Here is a 13,918-nt window from a genome sequence, read left to right as displayed (position 1 = left end):
TCAGACCTGACCGACCTTTTCCCGCATCGTCGTGAACGTCTCCACCGGGTCGCCGTAGACCTTCCACGGGTGCTCGGTCACCACGTCGCCGAGCAGGCCGAAGATCTGGCGGGCCGACTCGTGGTCGCCCGCCATCACGAAGGCCAGGGCGAACCATGACAGCGACACTAGGCGGACCGGGCCGTCCACATGGACCGGGTGCAGGACCGAGGTCAGGGCGGCGGCGCGGAGCTCAGCCACGACCTCGGCGGTGCGGAGGGTGTCGGCGTCGCCCGACCACAGGTGTTCCAGGTGGGCCGTCGGGATCAGGGCCGGCAGGCAGGTGCCGGGGCGGGCGGTCAGGGCCGTCTCCCTGGCGAAGGCGAACATCCCCCGGTGGCTGCCGCCCCACGTCGCGCTCAGGTTGCGGAGCAGCGCGACGTGCGCGTCGTGGTGGCCGGGGTCGCGCTTGACCGCCTCGTCGAACCGGCGCCGGGCCTCCGACCGGTCCAGGCCCCGGCCGGTCGCGGTGTTGACGAGCCAGGTCCAGGCGTGCGGATCGTCGACGTCGGCCTCGACGGCCCGGCTCAGGTGGACCTCGGCGGCTTTCAGGCGGGCGGCGAACGCGGCCTGGCCTTCGGCGGGGCGGGCCCGCCAGGCGGTGATCACTTCGTGCGCGCCCCGCAGCAGCAGGGCCGCCGCGTCGTCGTGGCGGCCGATCGAGTCGAGGAGGCCGGGCCGGGAGGCGGCCACCCGGAGGGTGAAGGCGCGGACGCCGGGGTCCGCGCCGGCCAGCAGACCGCGGGCGGCGGGCCAGTCGCGGCGGTCCAGCGCGGCCGTGACCTGGGCGGTGATCGGCTCCCCCAGCGCGGGGTCGAACACGGGGCGGGGGATCATGGGGCGGGAGCGTATCGCCCCTGTATCTCGACCGGGTTTCAACACTTCCGGGGCCTCTACCGTCTAGGTGGTGTGAGCCCCGACCCCGACTTCGCCGTGTTCGCCGCCGAACGTGGCGACGCCCTCTTACGGTACGGCTACGTCCTGAGCGGCAACTCCCACGACGCGGCCGACCTGACCCAGGAGGCGCTGGCGCGGCTGCACCGGGCGTGGCCGCGCGTCCGGCGGCGGGACAACCCGGAAGCGTACGTGCGGGTCACGATGGCGCGGCTGCACATCAGCGTGTGGCGATGGCGGCGCCGCGAGAACCTGACATGGGACCCGCCCGACACTCCCTGGGAGGACGACCGGCCCGCCGACCGCGAACAGGGCCTGTGGCGGGCCCTGGCCGTGCTGCCCCGCAGACAGCGCGCCGTGCTGGTGCTGCGCTACTACGAGGACCTGACCGACGCCGAGATCGCCCGCCTCCTGGGCATCTCCCCGGGGACCGTACGCAGCCACGCCAGCCACGCCCTGGCCCGCCTGCGGGCCGTCATCGGCGACACCGAGACCGACAGGAGCCTGCGATGACGGCCGCGACCATGCGCAGCGAAACCGAGGGGAGCCTGAGATGACCATCGAAGACGACCTGCGCGCGACCCTCCGGCACGCCGCCGCCCACGCTCCCGCGGCCCCGCGAAACCTGCTGGCCGGAGTCGGGAAGCGGAGCCGCCGCCGGGCGCGCACCCGGCTGCTCGCCTCGGCCGCCGCCGTCGCGCTGGTCGCGGCCGGGACTTTGCTGGCCGTGCGGCACGAGACGCCCGAGCCCGTGGTGATCAACCCGTCCCTCCCGGCCATCACGCACGAACAGGTGGTCGGGTCGCCGCCGGTGGAGAAGGTGTGGCCGGAGGCGGTCCGGGTCGTCCCGGCGACCTTCGACGGCCGCCGCCTGCGCGCGCTGGTCGTCGTCGACGACCGGACCACCCTTCTGTCGACCTGGGGCTCCCACGAGAACGCCAACGCCGTCTACGCCCACGACCGGGTTACCCGCGAAACGCGCAAGGTCACCGAGGTCCCCACCCGGAAGGGCGAGATCTCCGACGGCTTCCTCGTCGCCGGCGACCGGCTGATCTGGCACGTCAAGACCGACACGTCGGCGGTCCTGTGGCAGGCGCCGCTGTCCGGCGGCCCCGCCCGGCGGCTGCCCGGCGGGCTTCCGCACGTCCCGGGACGGATGGAACTGCGCGGCGACCGGCTCGTCTACTCCGCCACCGAGGGGGTGTTCAGCGTCCCGGTCACCGGCGGACGGCCGGAACCGGTGCCCGGCGGGCAGGGGCTGTTCCTGCTGGAGTGGCCGTGGGCGGGCGCCTTCCAGCCGGCCGGCACGGGGACGGAGATCACGTTCCAGCGCCTGGTCAACCTCGAGACGGGCGAGATCTCCGAGGCCACCTCCCAGCCGGGCGACACCAACGTGACCTGCGGAGTGTCCACCTGTTCGGGACTGCGCGCCGACGGCACGGCGTTCGTGCGGGGCCGGGACGGGACGAGGGAACGGGTGCTGCCGGGAGTGCCGTTCGGGCTGGCCGCCGACCGGATCATGGGGCTGCACGACGCCCGCTCCGGCGAGTCCGAGCAGTACCTCGTCGACGTGACCACCGGCAGAGCCGGCAGCCTGGAGTTGAACATCCCGGTGAACGCCGGGGGCTCATACACGACGATCGCCGTCACCGTCGACCGCCGGGACATGCTCAGCGCGCATAGGACGGGTGCCGAAACGTTGGTGATCATCGACCTGCGGCGGATAGTCTCCGGCTCGTGATCGACGGGATCGGCGCCCTGGTGGCGCGTCATCTGGGCCGTCCGGCCCGTTCGGTGGTCAAGCTCGGGGAAGGCTGGGACAACGTCGCCTTCGAGGTCGACGGCGACCTCATCGTGCGCGGCAGCAAGGAGGGCGGCGCCGAGGCGGTCCGCCGGGAGGCCCGGCTCCTCGCCGTCGTCGCGGAGGTCTCACCTGTTCCCGTTCCCCGGGTCCTGTTCGTGGACGAGGCGGCGGGCGTGATGGCGTACAGAAAGCTGGCGGGTGAACCCCTCGACAGCCGGCTCGGGATCGCGGTCGCCGCACCACTGGGGGCCTTTCTCGCCGCCGTGAACGCGGTGCCCGCCGAACGGGTCGAGGGACTGGTCGAGGTCGACGATGACCCGTTCTACGCCTGGCTCGCCGGGACCATCGAGGAATACCACGAGGTCGTGCGCGACCACGTGCCGGGCGACCTGCGCGGCGTCGTCGAGAAGTTCCTCCGGGCCGACCCGCCCAGGAACGAGACGAAGCGGATGGCGTTCTGCCACAACGACCTCGGCTGCGAACACGTCCTGACCGATGGGAAGGACGTCACCGGCGTCATCGACTGGACCGACGCCGCGATCTCCGACCCCGCCTACGACCTCGGCCTGATCCTGCGCGACCTCGGCCCCGACGTGTTCGCCGAAACCCTGCGCTGCTACCGGGAACACGGCGGGGACGCGGGCCCCGACGCGGAGGTCCGCGCCCGGTTCTACGCCCGCTGCGCGATCATCGAGGACATCGCCTACGGCCTCACCCAGCCCGGCGCGCGACACTACGCCGACGAGGGCCTGTCTCACCTGGCCTGGACGTTCGCCAACTGACCCAGCACCCGCAGCGTGTCGCCGGCCCGGTCGGGCGGCACGAACAGGTGGTCGTGGAAATAGGCCGACACGACGTTCGACGGGATCCCCTCGGCCGCGAGCGCGGCGGCGACGGCGGCCAGCATGCCGACCGCCGCGAGCGACGAATACACCCGGAGTGTGATCCACCGGCACGGGAACACCCCCTCCGCCTGTCCTTCCGGCACCACGAGGGTGAGCCCTTCGGGCTCGGTGAAGGTCAGCACCGGAGTCACGCCGGGCGGCGTCTCCCCGGCGGTGACGAAGACGTAGACGCCGTCGTGCAGCACCGGATCGAGGCTCGCCAGCAGCGTCGTGAGGTCGCTCTCGCCGGGGATCATCCGATCACCGCCGCGACGATCTGCGACGGGTCGCGTTCCAGGTTGTCGCGGCTGTGGATGTAGATGTCGGTCGTCGAGGAGCTCGCGTGCCCGAGCGCCTGCTGCAGTTGCTTCACCGACGCGCCCCGATCGCTGGCGACGGTCGCGAACGTGTGCCGCAGCGCGTGCGGCGTCACCTTCGACTCCAGCCCCGCGGCCTTGGCGACCTTCACGACCAGCCGATAGGCGTCGGCGCGATCGAGCGCGCGACCCCCGGCGGTGGCGAACAGCGGCCCCGCCAGCTTCTCCCTGGCGACGCCCGCGAGACGGGCGCGCTCGTCGAGATAGGCGTCGAGCGCCACCGCGGTGGCCGGGGGCAGGTTCCGGACGCGGGTCTTCTGACCCTTTCCAACGATCCTGAGCGTACGGTGGCCGCGTTGGTGACCCAGGTCGTCGACGGTGGCCGCGAGCGCCTCCGACACGCGCGGCCCCAGCTCGATCATCAGCCGGATGAACGCGGCGGTGCGACGCGCCGTCGGCCCCGTCATCGCGTCGGCGGCGGCCACGAGGGACCGGGCCTCGTCTTCGGTGAGCCCGACCGTCTCCGACTGGAAGCGCTCGACCTTGGGGCGGCGCACCCGCGTGAAGGGGTTGGCCTCCAGGACGCCCTCGTCGGTGGCGTAGGCGTACCAGGACGAGATGGCCGAGAGTTTCCTGGCGAGGGTGCGCGGGGAGACGGGCTCCAGCCAGCGGGCGAACGCGTCGCCGTGGACGCGGATGACCCGCAGTGGGTGGATCTCGTGCCGCTCGCAGAAGGCCAGCCATTGAGCGAGGTCAGAGCCGTAGGCCGAACGGGTGTGAGGAGAGGCGAACGACAACAGCCAGGCCTGGGTCAGCCGATCGAGCACCGCCTGCCCGTCCCGGGCCACCACGCCGTCGATCACGCGTTCGGGCAGACTCATGATCGTCAGGATACTCCCGTGGGGGCTTGGAACATGGCCCGCCCAACGCTCGTTTCGGGTCGGCTTGTGATCGTCAGAGTTTTGGTGCGGGCCTGTTCGCGTTCGTTTCCGGGTTGCGGGTGGTGATGAGAATCTGGACACCACGGCCGCACATCCTTCACCGCGGTGCCCCCACGATCGCCGACATCTACTGCGGCTGAAACGTTCAAAAGTCTTCCCTGGTCAGCGCCGGGAACCGGGCCGTCTCCTCGACGGCCCGGCCGGGCCGGTGTCATCGTCCGGATCGTCACGCAGGTCATCGGGCCCCCTGTTTCGGGTGGGCCGTCTTTCCGGAGGGCGTACGACGCATGCCCCCGACTGAGAGGACCGCATCGTGACCCGACCCCTGATCGCCGTGGTGGCCGCCTTGGCGGCACTGGTGGCGATGGTCGTCGCATCGCCGTCGGCGCAGGCCCACGGCGCCACCACCAATCCGGCCAGCCGCACCTACGCCTGTTACCTCGACGGCCTGAGCGGCGGGCAGATCATCCCGAAGAACCCCGCGTGCGCCGCCGCCGTCGCCCAGGGCGGAACTCAGCCTCTCTACGACTGGTACGGCGTGCTGCGTTCCGACGGCGCCGGCCGCACCCGGGGCTACATCCCCGACGGACAGCTCTGCTCCGGCGGCAACACCAAGTACGCCGCCTACGACCTGCCCCGGACCGACTGGCCCTCGACCAACCTGCCCTCGGGCGCCAGTTACAACTTCGTCTACGGCGCCTGGGTGCCCCACCCCGGCGCGTTCCGCCTCTACGTCACCAAGCAGGGCTACAACCCGAGCCAGCCGCTGACCTGGTCGATGATGGAGGAGCAGCCCTTCTTCACCGCCGACCCGCAGCCCGCCCTCGCCAACGGCTCCTACCGCTGGACCGCCACCCTGCCGGTCCGGTCCGGCAGGCACGTCATCTACGCCGTCTGGACCCGAAGCGACAGCGCCGAGACCTTCTACAGCTGCTCCGACGTGGTCTTCGGCGGCACCCAGAGCCCCACGCCCCAGCCCAGCCCGACGTTCCCCGGCGGGTGTGAGCCCGGCGCGCCCACCCCGGCGCCGTCATGCCCGCCGGTCAGCCCCAGCCCGACCTTCCCTGGCGGGTGTGAGCCCGGCGCGCCCACCCCGGCGCCCTCGTGCCCGCCGGTCAGCCCCAGCCCGACGCCCACCCCCTCGGGCCAGTGCACCGTGACGGCCGGCATCGCGACCGCCTGGAACGGCGGCTTCCAGGGCAGCGTGACCATACGCAACACCGGCACGACCCCGATCTCCTCGTGGACGGCCACCGCGACCGTCGCCTCCGGCACCACGGTCACCTCGGCCTGGAACGCCGCTTACACCCAAAGCGTCACGACGCTGACGTTCCGTCCGATGGCGTGGAACACCACGATCCCGCCGGGCGGCGCGATCACGATTGGCTTCCTGTCGAACTTCAGCGGCGCCGGCACCCCGACGGTCACGCCCGGCACCTGCCGATAGGCACGAGAAACCCGCCACGGCAGGGCGTGGCGGGTCTCCGCGGTCACGAGGTCACGGGAACCATAACCGGCGGCCCGCCTTCCTGGCCAACGCCGGTGACATCTCCGCAGGCGGGGCTATGAACGTTTCGCGAGCGCCGTGTCGAGCGCGGTCTCGTACGGTCCCAGGAACCTCGGTTCCGACTTGAGCACGACCGCGTCGAGGAAGCCCTTGCCGGTGGCGAAGAACTCCCGGGCGGCGTAAACGTACGTCGTCGACGCGTATTTCCGCTGGGAGTCGGCGGGAGCGCGGCGAACGAGATCGTACGAGGACTCGTCACCGCGCCCTACCGGATCGGGGGTCAGGCTCAGTACCTGCCGAAGACCAGCTCGGCAGCCCATGGCGAACCCTCGCCGCGACGCGCGAATGGGCCACGACGCGGCTCGACCAGCAGCTCACGATCGCCGGACTCGCCGCACACGCGCGGATGTCGCCCCGCACGTTCTGCGCCGCTTCGCCGAAGAGACCGGCGGCACCTCGCCGCAGTGGATCCTCCGGGCGCGGGTCGACACCGCCCGCGAACTCCTGGAGAGCACGAGGCTGTCGGTCGACCGCATCGCGGACCAGGTCGGCCTGGGAATCGGATCGAACCTCCGACTGCGTTTCCGCCGGCTCCTGAATGTGTCCCCCTCGGAGTACCGCGCCACCTTCTCCGGGCGGAGCCGACCACCGCGATCATCGTCCGAGTACCTGGAGCGTTCCGCTACGAGATGCGAGGGGGAAGCGCCACAGTTTCGCCCGCCACATCGATCGCGACCTTGCCGCGGAGTGCATACGACCGCCTGTTCTCCAGGAGTTCATGAGCCTCGCCCATTCGAGCGAGCGGAAGAACCGCGCCGATGACCGGCTTCACGAGACCGCGCTCGACCAGCGTGGTGAGCGCGTCGAGCTTTCCTCGGTTCTGTCGTGTGAAGACGAAGTGATAGGCGGCGTTCCTGCCCCACGCCTCGATGAGGTTCTGCGGCTGCGCGATGTCGACGATGCTGACGACGCGTCCGAAGTCGGCGAGCGTGGCCGGGCTTCGTGTGAGCGTGTCGCCACCGATCGTGTCGAAGACGACATCGACCCCCTTGCCTCGCGTCATCTCGGCCACGGCATCGACGTAGTCCGCCGAAGTGAAGTCGATGGCCGCATCCGCTCCGAGACAGCGCACGAACTCATGGTCGCCGGCTTTCGCGGTGGTGATCACTCGTGCGCCGATCGCCTTCGCGATCTGGATCGCGATCGTGCCGACACCACCCGCGCCTCCATGGACGAGGATCGTCTCCCCCACGGTGAGCTGAGCTCGCCTCACCAGGGACTCCCAGACCGTCCCGCCGACGAGAGTCAGGCTCGCCGCCTCCAGGTGACTGAGGTTCTCCGGCTTTTGGCCGACGAGGTCGACGTCGGCGATGTGCTGCTCGGCGTAGGAGCCGGGGCCGCCGAAGATCCGGGGCGTGTAGTACACCGCATCGCCGGCGCGGAACTCGGTCACGTGGGATCCGACTTCCTCGATCACGCCCGAGATGTCGTGCCCGATGATCGCCGGGAGCGGCACATGATTCGCGTAGTCTCCGCGACGGATCTGATAGTCGAGCGGGTTGACGGCGGTCGCATGGACACGCACCCGTACCTGGCGGGGTTCGACTCGCGGTACGGAGACGTCGCGCAGCTCGAAAGCATCGGTCCCTCCGAAACGGGCGAGAACAACGGCCTTCATCGGATCAGTCATATCGGTGTCATCGTGGTGCTGGATGCGCGACGCGCTGGGACGGGCGGTTCTCTCAGTGTCGCGCGCACGATCCGGCGCGACTTTCTCCGGGGACGCCCGGTTCGAGAGGGCGACCTTCACCGGACTCGCCGTGTTCGCCGACGCGACTTTTCATCAGCGACGACGATACGGACGCCGACCTCAGCGGGGCGATCTTCTACGAGGACGCCCGGTTCGACGGGGCGGCGACCACCCCTCCACCCTGCGATCCCGCAACAATCTCACCGGCGCTTATGAGGCGACGGGAGACCTGGGCCGGGCACTCCCGCTGTTCGAGCACAACCTGGCCGACTGCGAACGCGTCCCAGGAGCCGACAACCCGGCAACAAAGATCGTGCGCGGCAACATGCTGCCGCTTGTAAACAGGCCGACACCGACCCTGTTCAGCGGTTGAACACGATGCGGCAACCGCAGGTGTCAAAGAGGGTGGCCGCTTAGGGCACGGGTGAGCAGTCGCCTGTTTCTTGCCAGCCGGTAGTCGACGACCTCTTCGCGGTCGGACTCGATCAGGCTTTCGATACAAAGGCAGTCGAGGGCGGCACGGCGAGAGTGTGAGGGTCATGCCGGGTGCGAAATCCAGCAGGCTGATGCGCGGTCATGGTCATGGGCCTCCCTTCGGCTGAAGGGCGTCGTCGAGGGTGTCGGGGGTGGGTGCCGGCGTTCCCGGGCGGGTGCCCGGGGTGTGGTCGGGTTGCGGTCGGGCGGGACGGTGCAGGGGTGGGTGGGCGACCCCGCACCGCTTGGCTGGCGGCGGACGGTTCCGGTGTCGCCAGTGTGGGCGGGAACTGACCCGGAGAACTGGCCGGGGTTAGACGCGGCCGGTGTAGGCGGCGCTGCCTTGGCCGCCGGGGGACAGTTCCACGGTGATGCTGTCGTCGGCGCCGCCTTTGAGGCTGATGTCGCTCAGGACATAGGGGGCGTGGTTGATGCGGATGCGGATGGCGCCGGTGTCGTAGGCGGTGACGGTGAGTTGTTTGCCGTCGGGCAGGTCCAGGACGTGCTCGGATTTCTCGGTTCCGCCTTGGACCAGGGATCCGATGCCTTGGTGGGTGCGGATGAGGCGTTTGCCTCGCAGGATCTCCAGGGCGCGTTCGACGGTGCCCATGGAGGCGCCGTAGCTGCTCTCCAGGTCGCTGATGGAGGGGAGTTTGGAGCCGGGAGGGAATTCGCCGGAGGTGATGCGCTGGCGTAGGTCGTTGGCGATCTGCTCGTACTTCGGAATCTCTCTCACCATACCCAGGACTCTAATGTCTTATATAAGAGTTGGGAAGGTGGTGAGAATGGAAAGTTCGGGGCGAAGTACCGGCCGGCGCGTTCAGGCTTGCGCGGCGTTGCAGGCGGCGTAGTGGCAGGCGGCGATGAAGGTCAGACTCGGGCTTTTACGGGCATGTTCATGATCGTCAAGATTCTCTCGCGCGAGCCAGTAGCAGCGCGCGTTCCCGCTCGTTTCTAGTCAGGTCCGCCGCCTTCCGAAACTCGGCCCGGGCTTCTTCGTCGCGGCCCAGTTTGGCCAGGAGATCCCCACGGACGCTGGGCAGCAGGTGGTAGCCCTCCAGTGCCGGGTCCTCGGTGAGTTCGTCGACCAGGGCCAGACCGGCTTGCGGGCCGTAGGCCATCGACAGCGCGACGGCGCGGTTCAGTTCGACGACCGGCGACGGGACCTCCTCCGCCAATCGGGCGTAGAGGTCGGCGATGCGGCCCCAGTCGGTCGCGTCGGCGGTCTCGGCGCGGGCGTGGCAGGCCGCGATGGCGGCCTGGAGTGCGTAGGGGCCCTGGCCTGCGCTTTCGAGGGCGGTCAGGCCTGAGGTGATGCGGGTGCGGTCCCATTTTGTACGGTCCTGGTCGAGGAGCAGGATCGGGTCGCCGTCGGCGTCGGTGCGGGCGTTCAGGCGTGACGCCTGGATTTCCAAGAGGGCCCGCAGGCCGTGAACCTCGGGTTCCTTCGGCAGGAGGTCCTCCAGGAGACGGGCCAGCCGCAGCGCCTCCTCACACAGGTGGGGGCGGATCCAGTCGTCGCCGGCGGTCGCGGTGTAGCCCTCGTTGAAGATCAGGTAGATGACCTCCAGCACCGCCTCCAGACGTTCGCCCAGCTCCTCGCGGGGCGGGACCTCGAACGGGATGCGCTCCTTGGCGAGGGTCTTCTTGGCGCGGGAGATCCGCTGCGCGAGGGTGGCCTCCGGGGTGAGGAACGCGCGGGCGATCTCGTCGGTGCTCAGCCCGCCGAGCATACGCAGCGTCAGCGCCACCCGGGTCTGGGTGGTGAGCACCGGATGGCAGGCGATGAAGACCAGGCGCAGGACGTCGTCCTCGATGGCGTCCGGGTCGGGTTGTTCTTCGACGTCCGTTTCGCGCCGCGCCAGTTCGGCGAGCTTCTCGTCGTGGCGTTCCCTCCGGCGGAACTGGTCGATGGCGCGGCGCTTGGCGACCGTGGTCAGCCATGCCCCCGGGTTGTTCGGTATGCCGTCGCGGGGCCACTGTTCGAGCGCCGCCACCAGCGCGTCCTGGGCCAGCTCCTCGGCCAGGCCGACGTCGCCGGTGAGCCTGGTCAGGCCGGCGATGACCCGGGGCGCCTCGGTCCGCCAGACCTCTTCCGCCGCGTGATGCGCCTTGTTGGTCACCGGGACATTCCACCAGACTGGGCGGATGCGATTCATGATCATGGGCCGGGGGAGCGAGGCCAGCGAGGCCGGGGTGCTGCCCAGTGACGAACTCATCGAGGCCATGCGCGCCTACAACGCCTCGATGACCGAGGCCGGCGTGCTGCGCACCGCCGAGGCGTTGCACCCGATGGCGACGGGGGCGCGGCTCTCGTACAGGAAAGGAAAGGCCGTCGTGATCGACGGTCCGTTCACCGAGACGAAGGAGGTCATCGCGGGGTTCTGGATCATCGAGGTGGCGTCCAAGGAGGAGGCGGTGGCCTGGGCCCTGAAGATGCCCTATGTCCAGGACGGCGAGGAGGGCATCGAGATCCGCGAGGTCTTCGAGGTACCTGAGCTGGACGAACGAGTGGAGGAGGAGCGGGACCGCGGCGAGCGCTGAGCCGCGGTCCGGGTCGTTTCGATGTGTGCGGGCTGGTGTACGCGTAGCGGGGAGAGAGACGCGATCTGGCCTGTCCTTGGGTGCTCGGGGCCAGGTCCAGGTGCACGTGTGGCGGGGGGTGTTCGAGCTGGATGGACGCGGCGAGGTTAATCGGTGGGAATGCGGCTCGGCGCACGGCATCGTGGTTCGCATGTTTGGTGATCGTCTGGCTGAAGGCGTGGCGGTTCCCGTTGAGGGGTGGGATTTCTCCTGGTTCGACGGGCGGGCCACGGAGCAGCGGCCCTCATGGGGGTATGCGCGGTTGCTCGCCGACCGGGCCGCGTCGGCGAAGGCGTTGCTTGATGTGCAGACCGGTGGGGGTGAGGTACTGGCGTCGGTTCCGCTTCTGCCGCCGGTGGTGGCGGCGACCGAATCGTGGGAGCCCAACCTGGCCATCGCCCGGCGAAACCTCAGCGGGACCGTCGCCCACGTTGCCGACGACGCCGACCTGCCCTTCCCCGATGGGCACTTCGATCTCGTCGTCTCCCGGCATCCCGTCGCCACCCGCTGGGACGAGATCGCCCGGGTGCTGGCGCCCGGCGGGCGCTATCTGGCCCAGCATGTCGGGTCGGGATCGGTGCGGGAACTGACCGAGTTCATGATGGGACCCCTCACCGGAGGCCGTCGCGAGCGGGATCCGCTGACGACGCATTCCGGTGTCGACGTCGTCGGGCTCGTGACCGCCGCCGAACGGGCCGGACTGAACGTGATCGACATGCGGCACGAGGCGTTGCGGATGGAGTTCTTCGACGTCGCGGCCGTCGTGGTGTTCCTGCGGAAGGTCATCTGGACGGTTCCCGGGTTCACGGTCGAGGCCTATCGCGACCGTCTAGAGATCTTGGACGACTTCATCGAGCGGCACGGGCCTTTCGTTGCCCACTCGCAGCGGATTCTCATCGAGGCGCTTCGCTGATCAGACCCGCGTCGTGGACGAGCAGGGCGATCTGCACCCGGTTGTTGAAGCCGAGTTTGGCCAGGATGCTCGACACATGGGTCTTGACCGTCGGGACGCTCAAATAGAGTTCGGCGCCGATCTGGGCGTTCGACCGGCCGTGACCGACCGCCACGGCGACCTCGCGTTCGCGGGTGTTGAGGGTCTCCAGCTTCGCCACGGCGATGGCTTTGCGCCGGTCGGGGCCGGTTTCGGCGACGCGGTCCATCAAGCGGCGGGTCACCTGCGGCGACAGGACGGGGTTGCCGCGCGCCACCTCCCTCACCGCCTCGACGATCTCGGCCGGAGGCGTGTCCTTCAGCAGGAACCCGGCCGCGCCCGCCCGCAGGGCCCGCAGGACATGCTCGTCGGCGTCGAACGTGGTCAACACGATGACCTCGGGGGCGTTCGGCTTCGAGCGCAGGAGTTCGGTCGCGGCCAGGCCGTCCATGACGGGCATGCGGATGTCCATCAGGACCACGTCGGGCGTCAGGGTGTCGACGAGGCCGGCGACCTGGGAGCCGTCGGCGGCCTCACCGGCGATGCGGAGGTCGGCGGCGCCGCCGAGCATCATCGTCAGGCCGGCCCGGACCAGCGGGTCGTCGTCGACGATCAGCACGGCGATGGTCATGACGGCCAGGGTAGCCAAGCCGCCAGCACCCAGCCGCCGTCAGACTGCCCGTTGTGGGTGAGCCGGCCCCCGGCCAGTGCCACCCGCTCGGCCAGGCCGTTGAGACCCTGTCCGCCTGAGTGGATGGAAGGATCACCGGGTGGACGGCCGTTGCGCACCTCGACCGTCAGCCCCAGCCCGGGCGCGCCGGTGACCGCCACCTCCACAGCCGCACCGGGGGCGTGTTTGCGGGCGTTGGTCAGGCCCTCCTGGACGATGCGGTAGCCGGTCCGCCCGATCAGGCCGGGCACCTCACCCTCGATCTTCTCGGTCAGCGTCACCCGCATGCCGGCCCGCGCCGACTCCTCGGTGAGACGGCCGACCTCGGCGAGGGTCGGCTGCGGAAGCTCGCGTACGGGGGCTCGCAGCACGCCGATCACGTCGCGCAGATCCTGAAGGGCCTGGTGGGCGCTCTCGCGGATGATTTTGGCCGCACGGGCGACGTCTTCCGGTGGCGCGTCCGGACGGAATTCCAGCGCGCCCGCGTGCACGCTGAGCAGTGACAACCGGTGACCCAGGACATCGTGCATCTCCCGGGCGATCGCCTCCCGGGCCTGCAGTTGGGCCTGCTCGGCGCGTAGCCGTACCTCGGTGGCCATCTGATCCTCCCGGTCGCGCCGGGACGTGGCGAGCTGGCGCCGGTGGTGGATCACCATGCCCCAGCCGGTGACCATGCCATAGATGGACGCGCCCAGCAGGAACACCACCGGGCCGGGATCGGCCGGGTCGGGACGCAGGACGGCGTAGGCGACGCACGACAGCAGGCTGAGCCCGAACACCCCACCGGTGACCCGAGGGGGACGGTGCACGGCGAGGTTGAACAGTGCCACGATCGTCGCCCCGGCGATCAGCTCGGACCACGACCCGATCACGACCGTGACCAGAGCCAGCTCGACCGGGAAACGACGCCGCCACCACACGGCCACGCAGCCCAGCACACCCAGCACCTGGTCGAGGTTGAACAGGACCGGGTGGATGAACTGGTGGCCCGTCGAGACCCGCCCCCAGGCGGACAACAGGCCGAAGGCGACCGCGAACCCGAACAGCAGCGAGTCGACGATCCAGTCACGGGGGCGGCGGGGGGAGACGTCCATCGCGTCCGAGCGTAACCACGCCGGCTTTTT

The 13,918-nt window shown here is 70.1% G+C and carries 16 protein-coding genes and 1 pseudogene; 8 read left to right on the top strand and 9 right to left on the bottom strand.

Annotation, left to right across the window (positions count from 1 at the left end):
* Window positions 1–876: a hypothetical protein gene (locus AW272_RS45235; protein WP_066369783.1), complete on the bottom strand. Its 876-nt coding sequence runs from the start codon at window positions 874–876 to the stop codon at window positions 1–3.
* A gap of 72 nt (window positions 877–948) precedes the next feature.
* Between AW272_RS45235 and AW272_RS45230 the strand changes: the two genes are divergently transcribed.
* Genes AW272_RS45230 through AW272_RS24975 form a run of 3 tightly spaced genes read left to right on the top strand, consistent with a single transcriptional unit; the run spans window position 949 to window position 3,519 of the window.
* Window positions 949–1,446 carry a SigE family RNA polymerase sigma factor gene (locus AW272_RS45230; RefSeq protein WP_245657715.1) on the top strand — a complete coding sequence of 166 codons (498 nt, stop codon included), beginning with the start codon at window positions 949–951 and terminating at the stop codon, window positions 1,444–1,446.
* A gap of 40 nt (window positions 1,447–1,486) precedes the next feature.
* On the top strand, window positions 1,487–2,674 hold the full coding sequence (locus AW272_RS24980) for a hypothetical protein (protein WP_066369782.1): 1,188 nt from the start codon (window positions 1,487–1,489) through the stop codon (window positions 2,672–2,674).
* Window positions 2,671–3,519 (top strand): phosphotransferase family protein, encoded by an 849-nt coding sequence (locus AW272_RS24975; RefSeq protein WP_218011050.1) that lies wholly within the window; start codon window positions 2,671–2,673, stop codon window positions 3,517–3,519. Before AW272_RS24980 ends, AW272_RS24975 begins: the two co-directional genes overlap by 4 nt.
* Here AW272_RS24975 and AW272_RS24970 read toward each other — a convergent pair.
* Both AW272_RS24970 and AW272_RS24965 read right to left on the bottom strand, forming a co-directional pair.
* Window positions 3,492–3,878 carry an ACT domain-containing protein gene (locus AW272_RS24970; protein ID WP_218011049.1) on the bottom strand — a complete coding sequence of 129 codons (387 nt, stop codon included), beginning with the start codon at window positions 3,876–3,878 and terminating at the stop codon, window positions 3,492–3,494. The two genes, AW272_RS24975 and AW272_RS24970, sit on opposite strands and share 28 nt — an antisense overlap.
* The gene (locus AW272_RS24965) at window positions 3,875–4,819 is read right to left on the bottom strand and encodes a tyrosine-type recombinase/integrase (protein ID WP_083958644.1); all 945 of its coding nucleotides are present in this window, start codon (window positions 4,817–4,819) and stop codon (window positions 3,875–3,877) included. Before AW272_RS24965 ends, AW272_RS24970 begins: the two co-directional genes overlap by 4 nt.
* Window positions 4,820–5,192: 373 nt before the next feature.
* Between AW272_RS24965 and AW272_RS45680 the strand changes: the two genes are divergently transcribed.
* Window positions 5,193–6,326 (top strand): lytic polysaccharide monooxygenase, encoded by a 1,134-nt coding sequence (locus AW272_RS45680; RefSeq protein ID WP_275527314.1) that lies wholly within the window; start codon window positions 5,193–5,195, stop codon window positions 6,324–6,326.
* Window positions 6,327–6,442: 116 nt separating this feature from the next.
* Here AW272_RS45680 and AW272_RS42355 read toward each other — a convergent pair whose 3' ends face one another.
* Window positions 6,443–6,706 carry a hypothetical protein gene (locus tag AW272_RS42355; protein ID WP_066369779.1) on the bottom strand — a complete coding sequence of 88 codons (264 nt, stop codon included), beginning with the start codon at window positions 6,704–6,706 and terminating at the stop codon, window positions 6,443–6,445.
* Here AW272_RS42355 and AW272_RS46085 point away from each other — a divergent pair.
* Window positions 6,705–6,998: pseudogene (locus AW272_RS46085) on the top strand (helix-turn-helix domain-containing protein); the annotation flags it as partial. The gene AW272_RS42355 and the pseudogene AW272_RS46085 sit on opposite strands and share 2 nt — an antisense overlap.
* Before the next feature lie 70 nt (window positions 6,999–7,068).
* On the opposite strand, the gene AW272_RS24950 reads toward AW272_RS46085, so the two are convergent.
* Window positions 7,069–8,196 (bottom strand): zinc-dependent alcohol dehydrogenase family protein, encoded by a 1,128-nt coding sequence (locus tag AW272_RS24950; RefSeq protein WP_218011048.1) that lies wholly within the window; start codon window positions 8,194–8,196, stop codon window positions 7,069–7,071.
* Between AW272_RS24950 and AW272_RS46080 the strand changes: the two genes are divergently transcribed.
* Window positions 8,099–8,509: a pentapeptide repeat-containing protein gene (locus AW272_RS46080; RefSeq protein WP_369408769.1), complete on the top strand. Its 411-nt coding sequence runs from the start codon at window positions 8,099–8,101 to the stop codon at window positions 8,507–8,509. The genes AW272_RS24950 and AW272_RS46080 overlap by 98 nt on opposite strands.
* Before the next feature lie 414 nt (window positions 8,510–8,923).
* On the opposite strand, the gene AW272_RS24945 is transcribed toward AW272_RS46080, so the two are convergent.
* Window positions 8,924–9,349, bottom strand: a complete 426-nt coding sequence (locus AW272_RS24945; protein WP_066369778.1) for a winged helix-turn-helix domain-containing protein — start codon at window positions 9,347–9,349, stop codon at window positions 8,924–8,926.
* Between the two features lie 166 nt (window positions 9,350–9,515).
* Entirely contained in the window at window positions 9,516–10,733 is a 1,218-nt protein-coding gene (locus tag AW272_RS24940; RefSeq protein WP_245657714.1) for an RNA polymerase sigma factor, read from the bottom strand.
* Between the two features lie 25 nt (window positions 10,734–10,758).
* Between AW272_RS24940 and AW272_RS24935 the strand changes: the two genes are divergently transcribed.
* Complete coding sequence (locus AW272_RS24935) at window positions 10,759–11,154, top strand: YciI family protein (RefSeq protein ID WP_066369774.1); 396 nt, start codon at window positions 10,759–10,761, stop codon at window positions 11,152–11,154.
* Window positions 11,155–11,335: 181 nt separating this feature from the next.
* Entirely contained in the window at window positions 11,336–12,106 is a 771-nt protein-coding gene (locus AW272_RS24930) for a class I SAM-dependent methyltransferase (RefSeq protein WP_439649160.1), read from the top strand.
* On the opposite strand, the gene AW272_RS24925 is transcribed toward AW272_RS24930, so the two are convergent.
* Window positions 12,087–12,755 (bottom strand): response regulator, encoded by a 669-nt coding sequence (locus AW272_RS24925; RefSeq protein ID WP_066370388.1) that lies wholly within the window; start codon window positions 12,753–12,755, stop codon window positions 12,087–12,089. The genes AW272_RS24930 and AW272_RS24925 overlap by 20 nt on opposite strands.
* Entirely contained in the window at window positions 12,752–13,888 is a 1,137-nt protein-coding gene (locus tag AW272_RS24920) for a sensor histidine kinase (protein WP_066369767.1), read from the bottom strand. Before AW272_RS24920 ends, AW272_RS24925 begins: the two co-directional genes overlap by 4 nt.
* Between the last annotated feature and the right edge of the window lie 30 nt (window positions 13,889–13,918).

The organism is Herbidospora mongoliensis (assembly GCF_001570545.1).
Lineage (GTDB): Bacteria > Actinomycetota > Actinomycetes > Streptosporangiales > Streptosporangiaceae > Herbidospora > Herbidospora mongoliensis.
The sequence above is the reverse complement of the archived record's forward strand: the minus strand, read 5'-3'. Positions and strand labels throughout refer to the sequence as shown.

Bases quoted from the DNA above. Each gene is read 5' to 3' on its own strand.
- AW272_RS45235 (WP_066369783.1), bottom strand. From the start codon at position 876: ATGATCCCCCGCCCCGTGTTCGACCCCGCGCTGGGGGAGCCGATCACC.
- AW272_RS24980 (WP_066369782.1), top strand. From the start codon at position 1,487: ATGACCATCGAAGACGACCTGCGCGCGACCCTCCGGCACGCCGCCGCC.
- AW272_RS24970 (WP_218011049.1), bottom strand. From the start codon at position 3,878: ATGATCCCCGGCGAGAGCGACCTCACGACGCTGCTGGCGAGCCTCGAT.
- AW272_RS24965 (WP_083958644.1), bottom strand. From the start codon at position 4,819: ATGAGTCTGCCCGAACGCGTGATCGACGGCGTGGTGGCCCGGGACGGG.
- AW272_RS42355 (WP_066369779.1), bottom strand. From the start codon at position 6,706: ATGGGCTGCCGAGCTGGTCTTCGGCAGGTACTGAGCCTGACCCCCGAT.
- AW272_RS46080 (WP_369408769.1), top strand. From the start codon at position 8,099: ATGCGCGACGCGCTGGGACGGGCGGTTCTCTCAGTGTCGCGCGCACGA.
- AW272_RS24945 (WP_066369778.1), bottom strand. From the start codon at position 9,349: ATGGTGAGAGAGATTCCGAAGTACGAGCAGATCGCCAACGACCTACGC.
- AW272_RS24935 (WP_066369774.1), top strand. From the start codon at position 10,759: ATGCGATTCATGATCATGGGCCGGGGGAGCGAGGCCAGCGAGGCCGGG.
- AW272_RS24925 (WP_066370388.1), bottom strand. From the start codon at position 12,755: ATGACCATCGCCGTGCTGATCGTCGACGACGACCCGCTGGTCCGGGCC.
- AW272_RS24920 (WP_066369767.1), bottom strand. From the start codon at position 13,888: ATGGACGTCTCCCCCCGCCGCCCCCGTGACTGGATCGTCGACTCGCTG.